5 protein-coding genes are annotated in these 15,467 nt (G+C 35.4%); all 5 read left to right on the top strand.

From position 1 onward, the window contains the following. Positions 1-6: 6 nt before the first annotated feature. The 5 genes from EKM00_RS06895 (at position 7) to EKM00_RS06915 (ending at position 15,393) form a co-directional block, all read left to right on the top strand. Positions 7-4,890, top strand: coding sequence for an Eco57I restriction-modification methylase domain-containing protein (locus EKM00_RS06895; protein ID WP_126515693.1), 4,884 nt, complete (start codon positions 7-9; stop codon positions 4,888-4,890). A 385-nt stretch (positions 4,891-5,275) separates the two neighbouring features. Beyond that, a complete protein-coding gene (locus tag EKM00_RS06900; protein WP_091256155.1) occupies positions 5,276-5,890 on the top strand; it encodes a DUF6088 family protein in 615 nt (204 codons plus the stop codon). A gap of 84 nt (positions 5,891-5,974) precedes the next feature. Continuing rightward, complete coding sequence (locus EKM00_RS06905) at positions 5,975-6,970, top strand: nucleotidyl transferase AbiEii/AbiGii toxin family protein (protein ID WP_126515694.1); 996 nt, start codon at positions 5,975-5,977, stop codon at positions 6,968-6,970. A gap of 6 nt (positions 6,971-6,976) precedes the next feature. Further along, positions 6,977-13,303, top strand: coding sequence for a DEAD/DEAH box helicase (locus EKM00_RS06910; protein WP_126515695.1), 6,327 nt, complete (start codon positions 6,977-6,979; stop codon positions 13,301-13,303). Beyond that, positions 13,300-15,393, top strand: coding sequence for a 3'-5' exonuclease (locus EKM00_RS06915; protein WP_199734612.1), 2,094 nt, complete (start codon positions 13,300-13,302; stop codon positions 15,391-15,393). Before EKM00_RS06910 ends, EKM00_RS06915 begins: the two co-directional genes overlap by 4 nt. Positions 15,394-15,467 lie beyond the last annotated feature (74 nt).

Consider the following 15,467-nt stretch of genomic DNA (forward strand, 5'->3'; position numbering starts at 1 on the left):
TCAGATATGCTTAAATTTCTAAAAAATACCGGAGATTATTTCTCTACCAATTATTTTGATGAAGATTTCACTTCTAAAGTGTTGTCTAAAACGGGTTATGCGGCAGAGGATATCAAAGAATTCAATAAAAAAATTACGTCTTTAAAAGACCGTTTCTTCCGATTCAAACAATTGTTTATTGAGGGAAAACTACGTGTCAAAGATAAAATTGAAGAAACCCATAAGTTTCATTCTTTCCTACTAAATGTGTTGGGATATGATGGCGACTATCCGCAATATAAAAATCTGTTCCATCTAACCGAAAAGGATGTGATTCCGGTGCGTCATATTTTGTATCGTGGAGACCAACCACACGTGATGATAATGGAAATGCAAGCTCTAATCCGTGAAGATGATACCGAACCCGATGGTCTATTCGAACAACAATACAATGTAGCCGAAGAAGAACTGTCCAATCCCCCGCAACGCTACCACCGCAGTCAATGGGATAAGGTTTTCACTACGCCAACTGGTGTTAGCATTTCTCCGGTAATTATCAATAAAGCCATTTCTGAATTGTTTCTGTTGGAACAACACAACCGCCCGAAATACATTATGCTTTTGGCTGGAAACATAGTTTTTCTTTTAGAGCAGGAAAAATGGTTCCGTGGTAGTTATTTAGAAATTGACTTGGAAGAATTATTCACCGAAGCAACTGCAAACCGGAATGCCAATAATTATGCACTGTTTTATTTCCTTTTGGGAAAAGAAACCTTGGCTCCCGACAGCAATATGGTTTTGCTGGACCAATTGGATGAAGACAGCCACAAAAGCGCCTATGAAGTTACCAAAGATTTAAAAACAGGTATCATCAATGCGGTCGAAGCTTTGGCTAACGAAGCGATATGGTATCATAATAATATCAAAGCTTTAGAACAAGACCTAGACGAAACAGACGATACCTTCGAACAGGAAATCAAGGACGACTGTTTGCGCATTATCTACCGTTTACTCTTTATCTTCTATGCCGAAAGCCGAGAAGAGTTAGACATTCTGCCAAGCAATGACCCTATTTATAATAAAGGTTATTCGCTCGAAATGTTGCGTGAACTCGAACAAGTTCCTTTGTATTCCGAAAGTAGTATCAATGGCTATTTTTTTCACGAATCCTTGAGTAAATTATTCTATGTGTTGAGTTCCGGTTATCGTGAAAGTGAAAACGGCAACAACAAAAGTTTCCGCGTGCGCCACATCGACTCCCCAATTTTTGACGACCGCAAACTCTATCATTTGCACAAAGTAAAATTCCGTAATAAAACCTGGCAAGATATCATTTGTCAATTGTCACTTTCCAGACAACAAAAAAACAAAACTCGTGGGCGTATTTCGTATGCCAATCTGGGAATTAACCAGTTGGGTAGCGTGTACGAAAGTTTATTGGCTTTCCGAGGTTTTTATGCCGAACAAGATTATATCGAAGTTCACAAAGCAGGGAAACCGCATGAAGGAACGTATATGGTGCCACGTTCCCGCAGAGACGATTTCAAAGAAAACGAAATCCTGAAAGACAATAAGGATCAAGACATCATTACAAAAAAAGGAACTTTTGTCTATCGCCTGAGTGGTCGTGACCGACAAAAATCAGCTTCCTATTATACACCTGAGGTATTAACCAAGTGTACCGTAAAATACACCCTAAAACCCATCTTGGAAAAGTTGGAAAAAGGCGAAATGAAAGCCGTTGAATTACTGGAACTAAAACTATTGGAACCGGCAATGGGTGCTGCTGCCTTTCACAACGAAATGATCAATCAGGTAGCCGATGCCTATTTGAACTACCGCCAAAAAGAACTCCGTGACAGTGGCAAAAACGAATGGCGTGTAGCTCCGGACAAATACCTCGAAGAACTGCAACGTGTAAAAGCTTACATCGCTACCAACAATACCTACGGGGTCGATTTAAACCCAACGGCTATTGAGTTGGGTAAACTCTCTTTGTGGCTCAACGTGATTCATAAAGATATGGAAACGCCTTTCTTTAGCAACCGTTTGGCGGTAGGTAATGCCGTGGTGGGTGCTTGGTTGAAAGTCTATGATGCTAAAGATTTAATGGTAGATTTAGACAAAAATGGTACTGTAGCTACAAAACAATCCAAAAAAGAATGGTGGGACAAAGCTCCTCGTCTATTGGAATTCAAACCTTCTACTGATTACGACAAAATAAAACACAACCGCAAGCAGGACGAAATCTATCATTTCTTGTTGCCTGATAAAAATATGTTGGCCTCTGCAGGGATTAAAATGCTGAAAGCGGCCTTTGAAAACGAAAACAAAGCAGTTACCAACTGGAAAAAAGAATGGTGCAAGCCACTCTCCAAAACCGAAGTAGAAAAACTAAGAACCATTAGCACCAAAATAGACGAACTGCTCACGGAGTATTACAAATTTCAACGCTCCATAAACCAAGCAACTGCTACCAAACAACATATTTTTGGCGTGCCCGTAAAACAAATTACGGCCGAAATGCGCAGTTATGACGAAAAAGAACGCCTTGCTGATCAACGCAACCGCCACAACGCACCCTATTTCAAACTAAAAATGGTGATGGATTATTGGTGCAGTTTATGGTTTTGGGATGTGCGTGAAGCAGCTGCAATACCCAACCGCAGACAATACTGGCAAGACATTGAAGAAATCCTGAAGCTTGATGTAAACAAAGCCATTGAGGGTATCGAAGACCGCCGAGGACAACAATCTATGTTTGAAACTGGTGTGCAAATGAGTATGGTGTTAGAACCTGGAACCTCCGCTGTAGAAAATCAAGCTTTTACCGATGTGGTGGTTGACAGCACCCAACAACAGGATTTGTTTGACAAAAACCAACGACTAGTTTTGGTAAGCCAACTCGCCAAACAATACTTTTTCTTTCACCCGCAACTGGAGTTTCTGGAAGTGTTTTGGGAACGTGGAGGTTTTGATTTGATTGCCGGAAACCCACCGTGGGTAAATATTGAAATGGATGAAGCAGGTATAATGTCTGAAATTCATCCAGAAATTGATATTCGTAATTTTTCTGCACAACAGATTAAAAATAAAGTTGAAACAATTCTAAACGATAATACAAATTTAAAAAGAGATTATATCAATGAAATGATATGGGCAGATTCTACAAAGGGATTCTTATGTTCAATTCAAAATTACCCTCTTTTATTAGGACAGAAAAATAATTTGTACAAATGTGTTCTTCAAAATGGGTTTGATTTGATGCGGAAACAAGGTTTTATGGGTTTAATTCATCCTGAAACAGTTTATGATGATCCAAACGGGCAAGCTTTACGTCAAGAAATCTACCCAAGATTAAAATATCATTTTCAGTTTCAAAATGCTTTCAACTTATTTGCCGAAGTAGCACATCGCGAAAAATATGGTTCTCATATTTACGGTGGACAAAAAATGGATATTTCATTCTTTTCGATTAATAATTTATTTCATCCTTCTACCATTGATGGTTGTTTTATTCACGATGGGAAGGGATTATGTGGAGGAATTAAAATAAAAGGAGAAGGAGAAGATGGCTTTATTTGGAATGTCAAGCCTCATAAAGAACGGATTGTGAATTTCACAGAAAGTCGGTTACAAGTTTTATCCAAAACTTTTGAAAATTCAGAGGAAGGAAAAACAGCCAAGTTAGTTTCAATTCATTCATCATCGATAATTACTGTTTTGGAGAAATTAAGTGATTTTAAGTCTTCAATTAATAATTTCGAATCAAAAATAACAGATGCTTTCAATGAAACAAATGCACCTAGAGATGGAATTTTGTTAAGAGAAACAAAATTTCCTGACATTGCTAAATATGAGATGGTCTATAGTGGTCCACATATTTTTGTTTCAAACCCATTGTACAAAACACCCAGAGAAATTTGCACACAAAAAGATCATTTTGACACCATATATGGGCATTTAATATCAGAAGATTTTATTGCCCGAACTAATTACGTTCCAGACCAACATACTGAGCTTTTTCCAAAATTGATAAAAGGTTTTAAGACAGGTAAAAAGGACGAAGTCGGAAATGATGTGTATGACAATTGGATTAATTATTACAAAGTGGGTTTCAGAAAAATGCTAAATCAGGCAGGAGAAAGAACATTAAGTGGGGCAATTCTTCCTCCAAAAACAAGCCACATACACGGAATAATTACTATAATTTTTAAAGATAATGCCCATTTAATTGAATTAATGGGTTTAACATCGTCTATCACTCTCGATTTTTTCATTAAAACGGTTGGTGCATCAAACCTTGCAGATAGCAGAATTTCCGCTTTTCCACTAGGTATCGAAGAAAAATACAAATCGCAATTGTTCAATCGTACTTTGCAACTCAATTGTTTAAACAAATATTACGCTCCTTTATGGCAAGACAACTGGCAGGAGAGTTTTACCCAAGATAGTTGGAGTAAAAACGATACTCGTTTAAAACCGTTTGCCACCTTAAGCAAAGAATGGCAATGGAGCACACCCTTGCGCAACTGGTTTGAGCGCCGCCAAGCCTTGGTAGAAATAGATGTAATTACTGCTATGGCATTGGGTTTAACGCTAGAGGAATTAAGCTTAATTTACAACGTGCAATTCCCGGTACTGCAACAAAACGAAGACGACACTTGGTACGATACCAAAGGAAATATTGTGTTTACGTGCAGCAAAGGATTAACTGGTGTTGGTCTAGACCGCCCAGTTTGGGACACCATCAAAAACCTAAAATCTGGAGAAACTTACGAACACACCATTGAAAAAAGCGAACTGTACAGAGGTCAAAAAATGACGTATTTCGCGCCATTTGATAAGTGTGATAGGGTGGAAGATTATAAACTGGCTTGGGAGCATTTTGAAGAGGTTTTTGAAGCGTAAAGTTCGAAAGGTTTTACTACAACCAAACGAAATATAATTTAGCCCAATAACTCCCCTCTCCTTTGGAGAGGGGCTGGGGGTGAGGATAAATTAGGATAGTATTTGTGTCTAAAATTGCTTTCTAACAAAAACAGTAATTTCAAAAAACGTTTTAATTTTTGTCGCAAATATTGCCTAAATGTGCGACAATTAATTTAGAGTAAAGCTATATAAAATAAGAGATTGTTCCGTTTGTAATTGTTTATGCTTAAAAAATATTTCGTCACAAATATTTACTATATTTGTGACAAGATCATGAAATGAGCATAACCGATAAATTAGTCATAAACACGAATGATTATATGTGAATTACATATGACCGATAAAAAACAATAAATATCAGCATATGAAAAAAGAACCACAAAATATAGAACAAAAAGTATTCAATAAAATGAAAAGAACCAAGCCGGGCACTTTGTATTTTATTGAACAATTTAGCAAATTAGCCGAAAAAACCGCTATTCGTAAGGCGTTACAACGCCTAAAAGAAAACGAAAAAATAGTACGAGTGGCACAAGGTATTTATGTAATCCCAAAAGAAAGCGAACTCGTGGGTAAAATAATACCCGGTGCCGAAGAAGTAATGGCTGCCATTGCCAAAAAAGACCGATTCCGAATAGTACCTACAGGCATACAAGCACAACATTTATTGGGATTGAGCACACAAGTACCTATGAGATTGGTCTATCTTACGGATGGTGCTCCAAGAACAATACATATTGGAAAACAAACCATTAACTTAAAAAAAACAATACCCAAAAATCTGATTGCCAAAGGAGAAATTAGTGGTTTGGTAATTCAGGCCTTAAAAACCATAGGAAAAGACAAACTAGAGGAAAAAAGCGAAACGATTATCTTGGAACAATTAAAAAAAGAAAAACCAGAAAACATCCTTCACGATAGCAAACTAGCACCAGCCTGGATTGCAACTATTCTGAAAAAAGCAATACCAACCGAATGAAACGCCCACGAAAATTATCATTGATACACAGGGATATGATTATAGGTGTTCCATCTTCCAATAAAAAGCAAATAGTATAATCGGATGAAAACATTTTTACAACTCGATAAAGAAGAGAAAACAGTAATTTTTGAACAAATCAGAACCAAAACAGGACTTCCCATTCAAGCCATTGAAAAGGATTGGTGGGTAACACAAACATTAGGATTAATTTTTGCAATGGATTGCGCACCGCACATTGTTTTTAAAGGGGGCACTTCATTAAGCAAAGCTTGGAATGTTATTGAACGTTTCTCCGAAGATATCGACTTGGCACTGGACAGAAGATATTTAGGTTTTGATACCGAAATGAGCAAATCCCAAGTCAGTAAATTGCGTAAAGCGTCCTTCCAATTCATCTCCACTATTTTCTTCTCCCAACTAAAAGAGCAATTTGAAAAAGCAGGTTTCACCGATTTAAAAATACAATTGGCTGCCGTTAAAGATACTGACCAAGACCCGTTAATTATTGAAATCTACTATCCAGAAGTAAGTCCAACATCAGAGTACCTAAAACCACGAATTTTAGTCGAAATCGGTAGTCGCTCCTTACGAGAGCCCTGTTCACCCAGAGTATTCTCTTCATTGGTAGGAGAACACTATCCCGACCAATCCTTTGCAGACAAACCCATTACGGTAGCAACCGTAAATCCGGAACGTACCTTTCTGGAAAAAGTATTTCTTTTACACGAAGAATTTCAAAAAAAGCCAGATAAAATTCGTACGGATCGATTGAGCCGACATTTGTATGACCTAGAAAAATTAATGGATACGCCTTATTTTCAAATAGCAATTACAGATAATGTTTTGTATCAAGGAATTGTGGATCATAGAAGTACCGTTACTCCCATTAGAGGCATTAATTATGCCAATCATACTCCCTCAAAAATCAGCATTATTCCACCAGCAAGTATCCTAAAGGAATGGCAAAAAGATTACGAAATAATGCAGCAGAATATGATTTACGGCAACTCGCTTTCATTCGAAAACCTGATGGAAAGAATTACAGAGATTCAACAAAAAATAAATGCCAAAAAATAATCCTTTATGTTACCACTACAACAAGCTTACGAAGTAAAACATTCTATACTGGAATACCTTAAAGCTACTTTTAGCTTTAAGGACAAAGTGGTACACAAAGCATTTTATGATTTCATTACACAGGAAGAAGAAGGGATTTTCAAAGGCCCTTATGTGTCCATAAAATTACCTTTTGTAACGGCTAATAGTGCCGATATAATGCCATTGGAAATAAAACCTAGTTTTCCGCCTTACGATCATCAATACAAATCGTTTAAAAGGCTGAATACAACAAACAACAATATCCCAAAATCTACATTAATAACCACGGGAACCTCATCGGGTAAGACGGAATGTTTTTTATATCCTATTCTTGACTTTTGCCATAAAAACAACCACCGTCCCGGAATAAAAGTGGTTATATTATATCCAATGAATGCCTTGGCAACGGATCAGGCAAAACGTTTGGCAGAAGCCATTTGGAATGAGCCATTATTAAAAGGAAAAATAGCCGCAGGTTTATTTATTGGAGAAGGAAAAGACAAAGCCAAATACCCTACAGATATGGGCGAAAACCATATCATCGAAAATAGAGATAGTATCTTGGATAGTCCACCGGACATTTTGTTAACCAACTTCAAAATGTTGGATTATGCTTTGATGCGTGCAAAATTTCATAACCTTTGGAGCTATAATTTGGAAGACCCTTCCTTATTGCAATTCTTGGTATTGGATGAATTACATACTTACGATGGTGCACAAGGAACAGATGTGGCCAATTTAATAAGACGTTTAAAACTAAAATTAGACATTCCCAAAGGACAAATATGTGCCATTGGGACATCGGCAACAATTGGTTCTGGTGAGGAATCGAAAAAATTACTTTGTGAATATGCCGAGAAAGTTTTTGGAGAAGAGTTCAAAGAAGAGGCAATTATTACCGAAAACAGACTTACGGTCGACGATTTTTTTGAAGGAGATGAAGAAAATCTGGAACGATTTATACCAAGACAAATTGGGCTTTTGGAAAGTAGATTACAGGAAAATGAAACCTACGAAAACTACATCAATCGTCAAAAAAGACTATGGCAAATCCCCGAAACTATTGATACTGTTGCATTAGGAAATGAATTGAAGAAACTCAAAATTGTTAAAGATTTAATAGCACTTACCAGTACGAACATTAAATCTTTACATCAATTATTATACGAACTCTCCGATAGAAATTCAGAATTCAAAACCCTTGCTGAATGGGATGAAGCAAATGAGTTAAACCCTCGCGAAGAAGTGGTGAATTCAATTGTGGCTTTAATAAGTGCAGCCAAAACAGGAAAAGAAAAGTTTCCCCTCTTGTTTATTCAAATACAAATTTGGATACGAGAACTAAGCGGTGTGTTGAGAGAAATGAGTGAAACACCTAAATTTACTTGGAAAGATAAAGTAGCTGGCGAGAATGACCCAAGAGCATTACCCGCTTACTTCTGTAGGGATTGTGGCTCCAGTGGATGGTTAGGAATTAAGGATGATAATAAAAATCATTTTGATACCGATCCTCAAAAAGTGTACGAATACTATTTTGAGAACCATAAAAACATCTATTTCATCAATACAACCAATCACAAACACATTGAGGAATACGAACCAACCAATACCATAAACGATTATATTGGAACAAAAACATTACAACTGCAAGAAAAAGAAGGAACCAATACCTTCAAAATTCAAGCAGTTAGAAAATTAAACGAAACAAGAGCAAAACACATTTGTCCGGAGTGCAATTCTGAAAATACATTAAGCATTATTGGAACTAAGATAGCCACATTATCATCCATTACTGTAAGCCAAGTACTGTCATCAGATCTTGACCCAAGAGAGGACAAGTACCGTAAAATATTAGCGTTTACCAATAGTGTGCAAGATGCTGCACACCAAGCTGGTTTCGTGGAAGCAAGGAACTATCGTTTTACTTTTCGTTCCTCACTTCAAAAAGTGATAAATAAACTGGACAGACCGGTAACTTTAGAAGAACTTCAAAAGGAATTTATTGGCTATTGGAAAATGAATTCCGATGAAACTAAACAAAATAATGAACTGGCTTATTATTATCGATTTTTTCCGGAGGACTACAAAGGCAAAATCGAATTGGATAAAGATTATCGAATTGGAAGCCAGTTTACAGAGGATTTCAAAAAAGAATTTGATGAACGAATACGTTGGGAAATTGTTTCCGAGTACGGATACAATGCCCTAATTGGACGAACTCTTGAAAAATCGGGTGCTTCAGCAGTAAAATTTGATGAAGAAAAAATCAAATCTATTTTTCCAATACTCCAAGATTGGTTAAGCCAAAACAATTTAATCTCCATAACCGAAACCGACTTACTGCCGTTTATCAATGGAATTTTGCATCGTATAAGAATTCGTGGTGGAGTGAATCACGAATATTTAAATAAATCCAGAACGGGAAGATTAACTAGATTTGATCTGAACTGGTACAAAGACAACAGACATTTCTTGAATAAAATGTTTGGAAGTAGATCGAGATTTCCAAAAGTAATAAGTGCAAGTAAACAATCAGGAGAAATTATTGATACTACTTTTACCAATACAAACAATTGGTACAGAAGTTATTTTATAAAATCCTTCCCAATGGCATCAGCTCATCAAGCTATCATTAATGACTTCTACAGCCGATTATTGGAAAGCTTGGAAGAAGTGAAAATCTTGGATAAAGTGGTATTAGAAGGCAATAATAACTATGCTATTCTTGCCAACGCCATCATAATAGAGAACAAAGTTAAAAAACACGTATGCAACAACTGTGGCTCCTTTTTAAATGTAGCCGCTTCGGATACTTCAACTAGGAATACCAGATGCTTAGATTACACCTGTGTAAATGGTGTTTATGAACCGGATACAAAGCAAAAACCAAATTATTATCAGTTAGTTTACAATCGAAATCGGTCTCCTAGAATTTATGCAGCCGAGCATACAGGAATTTTAGAACGAAAAGACCGAGAGAACAAAGAAATTGATTTCAAAGAACGACCTAATTTCAACTCCTTAAATACTATTGTAGCCACCTCCACTTTGGAGATGGGTATTGATATTGGAACATTGAATACTGCTATCAATAATTCCGTACCACCACTAACATCTAATTTTCTGCAAAGAGTGGGACGTGCTGGGCGTTCTTCTGGAACGGCTATGATAGCTACATTTGCCCAAAGCAAAGCACACGATCTTTTTTATTTTGAAGAGCCCTCTGATATGATGGAAGGTGAAATAGCGACACCCGGTTGTTATCTTGAAGCCAAAGAAATTTTATACAGACACTTTTTGGCTTATTGTTTGGACAATTGGGCTACAGCAGACCCTAAAAACAATACCATCCCCGGAAAAATTATTGCATTACGGTTGTCTAATACTGATCTTAACGCTGCCGAATTTATTGTCAACCGAATTATTTCATACATCAAATCAAATGAACTGATATTAGTAAATCGATTTATCGATTTTTATAAACCAGACCTCAATAACGAAAGCAGAGTATTAGAAGAACTGAAATTATTTTTAGCAGAAGATGTGTTTTACGAAAGAATAAAAAGAGTATTCAAAAAAGTAAAAGAAGAATTGATCAGCATTCAAAAGAAGAGAAAAGAGATTGATGAAATCATCAAGAAAAACAATTTACCTGAAACTGATGAGGAGAGAAAAAATTTAGAAGGAGATAAAAAAGCACTATCAGGATTACGAAAAATAATAGAAAAAAGGGCAATATTAGAACATTTAACTAATGTTGGTTTATTGCCTAACTATGCTTTTCCAGAAACAGGAGTTACATTAAATGCTTGGGTAAATGCTAACAAACCTAAAGCAAGTACTGGTTTACCAACAAACAAACAATTTGAGATAATCAGGTCTTCCAATGTAGCTATAAGAGAATTAGCACCTGACAATGTATTTTATTCACAGGGTTATAAATTAGCCATTTCAGGATTAAATACTTTCGATTGGAAAGATGCTGATGTTTTAATTAAAAAACGTTTTTGTTCCAATTGTGACCACATAGAAAATAATGCGACCACTACGGAGACGAATTGTCCCAAATGTGGTGACAACTCTTGGTCTTCAGCAAAAAATCAACACACTTTTGTGAAAATAAGTGGCGTAAAATCAATCAATACCCGAGAAAATGCAACATTAGACGATAGTAGTGATGATAGAGATGTAATTACATATAGAATTTCAAAACATATAAAATTCGATTACAATACCTTTCAAGGTGCTTGGGGGATGAAAAATATTCCATTCGGTATAGAATATGTGAAAAATGTAGATATAACAGAAGTTAATTTAGGATTATCATCAGTTACGGATGCAAATAAAATTACTATCAATAATTTAGAAGACATTCCAAATCACGGCTTTGTAACCTGCAAACATTGTGGAAAAAGCAGCTCAACACCACACAAAGCAAAAAATAAAGAGAATAATAATTTCAAATTCCATTACGGCTATTGCAAAAATAAAGACTATGATTACCAGGGTAAAACCGATGCCGTTTTTGAAGAAGTTTTCTTATTTCGAGAAATAAAAACAGAAGCGCTCAAAGTATTGTTACCTGTTCAAGATTTGGAAAGCGAAGCCCAAGTAAATATGTTTAAAGCGGGTTTAGAACTGGGATTAAAAAAATATTACAAAGGAAATCCGCAACACCTCAATATTGTAAACTATTCCGAATTCAATAAGCAAAACAGCCGATTTGATAAATACTTGGTAATACTCGATAACATTCCGGGCGGTACAGGATATTTAGAAAAACTTTTCAATCCATCTGAATTTACCGAAGTAATTAAAAAAGCTTATGAAGCAATCAAAGAATGTAATTGCCAGCACAACGGAAAAGATGGTTGTTATCGTTGCATTTATACCTACTCCAATCAATACATTCAAGAAGATTTAAGCAGAAATAAAGCAGAAATTTTATTCAAAAAAATTGTAGATAATTCAAGTGGATGGGAACCCTATTCCTCAGGTTTAGGTTCATTGTCAGGTAACGGTCAAATTGAAGAAAGTGAACTGGAAGATCGCTTTATCAGGAGCCTACGGAATTATTGTGCTAAAAACGCAGAACAAGGATTCATTTTCGAAAGTTATGTAGAAGATGCTATCATTAATTATAAATTAAAAACAGTTAACGGGGATTATACTTTTTACTATGTAATAAGACCCCAATTGGAACTAGGACCTGCGGAAAACGTGAAATACAAAACACGTTCAGACTTTTACATTTCATTAACAAGCGCTGAGAAAGAAGGCGTTACCTTAAGCGATGACAAAATTACAAGCGTAAAGAATATTGCAGTATATCTCGATGGATATACCTACCACGCTACTAAAGAAAATTGCCGTTTTTATAATGATTTGCAAAAACGAAATGCAATAGTAGAATCGGGTGATAAAATTACCTGGTCACTTTCGTGGTCAGATATTGAAAAATTCGATGCTATTGAAAAAGAAAGCGATCAGGTTTCAAAACAATTTAAAAAAGATGCCTTAGCAGTGGATAGCATCAAATACAAAACAACGATTGAGTTTTTCAAAAAAATACCTTATTGGAATAATTACAATAGTGATTTTATGCAAACAAAAAACGCAATGGATCGATTATGCTGGCTGTTGTCTAATCCACTGCAAGAGCAATTTCCAAAACAAAAAATAGGGTTAGCATTAGCAATACAACAAACCAAATTTGCAATTCCATCTATGGAAGCTATCGAATTAATTGAAGTTTTAAATAAGCCTTCGATTGTTATTAACCCAACAGTACAGGCTACAAATAAAAACCAAGGGAATTTTTATAACCTTCCTGACAACCAGTTAAAATATGATTTTGCAAGTCTAGTTTTTGGTATTCGATTAAATGATTTATCAATAAAAGCAGCCTGTAGCGTAACCGAATTGCAAGAAAATCTTGAAAAACAAAATTGGGAGCTGTTTTGGCAACTTTACAATTTAATTCAAGAGGATTGCGTATTGGTAAATGAAACTATTGATACTACTATTTTACCAACTAATACGGATGAAACAATAGATAAATACAATTGTCTAAAATACCACGAAAAGGAATTGCATCAAATTGTGATACAATTGATAGACAACAATATTCCATTTAATGAAGAAGGCGGATTTTATATAGAATATGAAGGCATTTATGCCGAAGCAATGCTCGGCTTTGAAAATATAAAAATAGTAATACAACCACTTTCCGATGAAGACAGAAAAATTTTTAAAAAGGCTGGTTACCAAGAAATAAATACTAATGAATTTAATATAAATCAAATAATATGATGAAGCTTTTCATTCACGATAAATGTATGGAGCAATTATTTGAATTGCCAAAATCCACCCAAAAAAAGGTGCTTGAATTTCAAAGAAAATTTAGAGAAAACTCAAAATCAAGTGCTATTAATTTCGAGTCCATTTCTACTTTCAAGGACCAACAATTAAGAACGGCAAGAATTGATGATAAGTACAGAGCAATCGTAAAAGCTCCGGTATCAGGAGATAATTACTATTTGCTATGGGTTGACAATCACGACGAAGCAATGGATTGGGCTAAAAACAAAGTCTTTCATTGGAATGACAATACCGATACAGCTCAAATATTTACGGCTCCTGAAGCAGAAATTACAATTAACACACTAACTGATGCTTTACAAACACCACGTTTATTTGATGGTTTTTCAAACGAACAGCTAGTACAAATTGGTGTGCCATCCCTAACATTAAGTTTAGTTCGTAGTCTAAAAGACCTTAATGAATTAGGTGATAGTGAAAAATATATCCCAACAGATGCTTTTGAAAATCTATTTTACCTAACCGAAGGACTCAACATTGAACTGCTAATTGCTGAAATTAACGAAGGGAAATCAAAAGCTACGGAACAAGAGGCAAAAGCAAACAGCATCAACAACAAACGAAGTTTTGTTGAGGTAGATGATGATTTAATGTCTGAAATCATAAACGGGGATTTAAGCAAATGGCAAATTTACCTTCACCCATCACAACGTAAATTAGTCGAACCTGATTTCAAAGGTTCTGTAAGAGTTACGGGCGGTGCTGGTACAGGAAAAACAGTAGTAGCTCTGCACAGATTGAAAAAGTTAACTTCAATTTTAATTGATGGAGATGACAGAAAAATAGTATTTACGACTTTTACCAATGCATTAACACAAAACTTGACGGTGCTGGCAGATAAATTAAATATTGATAAAAGCAAAATAGTCATCACTAATATTGATACCCTTTTACGTGATTTAGCGAAAGAATACAATTTGGTAGATAATAATGTTAGAATTTTAGATTTCTACAATTCAAAATCAAGTTACGAGCTTTGGGACGATTTCTTGGAACAAAATTTAACCGAATTTGACACCTTGTTTCTAACTGCTGAATATCAGAACGTAATTCTTTTTAATGACCTTAAAAATATAGAAGATTATCTAAAAGTTAGCCGAATAGGTCGTGGAAAACCCATTTCCCGTAAAGTAAAAATGGACGTTTGGGAATTGGTCGAAAAATACAACAAGAAAAAGAAAGAAGAGGATTATGTTGACAGGGCAGAATTATTTAACGTGGTGACAAACCACTTGAAAACGCTTCCACTTAGACCTTTCAAAAATGTAATTACAGACGAAGTGCAGGATTTATCCAATGTTGAACTTAGGTTCCTTAGAGCTTTAGTGGAAGAAAAAGTAAATGATTTATTTTTGGTTGGTGATCCTTATCAGAAGATTTATGCAAGAAAAATTAATTTCACTGCTGCAGGAATTTCAATAAGAGGAAACCGTAGTAAACAGTTGAAAATAAATTATAGAACTTCAGAAGAAATAAAACGTTTGGCAGTTACTGCCGTTCAGGGTATCAACTATGATGATTTTGATGGAGAAACTGAAAAATTAAACGGCTATTTATCCTTATTTCACGGAGAATTACCAACCTACCAAGTCTTTAAAACAAAATCGGATGAAATAAATGCTATCCTCATTCATATTGAAGAATTAAAAGAAAGAGGATTTAAGCTCAATGATATTGCATTGGCTTTTAGAACCAAAGAGGCATTAAAAGAAGTAAAAACGGCATTACATAAAAATAAAATTCCTTTTTCTGATAATGCAACCGTTGGGAAAAGTAATTCAGGAGTTACACTTTCAACATTCCACGGTTTAAAAGGATTGGAATTTAAGGCGGTAATGCTTTGCGATGTAAACAAAAGAACAGTACCCTTGATGATCCAAAAAATGGACACAATGGAACAACAAGAAAAAGAAGACTATTTAAATAGTGAAAAATCACTTTTATATGTTGCAATGACCAGAGCCATCAGTGTTTTGAAAATAGTGGGAACAGGGATAAAATCGGAATTAATAAACATTTAATTTTACAAATTAAGGGTAATTTAACCCCTTAAAGTTGAGGGTATATAAGAATTATACCCAATTTGAGGATGATA

Origin of the sequence: Flavobacterium sp. RSP15 (assembly GCF_003968755.1) — a bacterium.
Taxonomy (GTDB): Bacteria; Bacteroidota; Bacteroidia; order Flavobacteriales; family Flavobacteriaceae; genus Flavobacterium.

Coding starts and splice junctions, on each gene's coding strand:
- EKM00_RS06895 (WP_126515693.1), top strand. CDS start 7: ATGCTTAAATTTCTAAAAAATACCGGAGATTATTTCTCTACCAATTAT.
- EKM00_RS06910 (WP_126515695.1), top strand. CDS start 6,977: ATGTTACCACTACAACAAGCTTACGAAGTAAAACATTCTATACTGGAA.
- EKM00_RS06905 (WP_126515694.1), top strand. CDS start 5,975: ATGAAAACATTTTTACAACTCGATAAAGAAGAGAAAACAGTAATTTTT.
- EKM00_RS06915 (WP_199734612.1), top strand. CDS start 13,300: ATGATGAAGCTTTTCATTCACGATAAATGTATGGAGCAATTATTTGAA.
- EKM00_RS06900 (WP_091256155.1), top strand. CDS start 5,276: ATGAAAAAAGAACCACAAAATATAGAACAAAAAGTATTCAATAAAATG.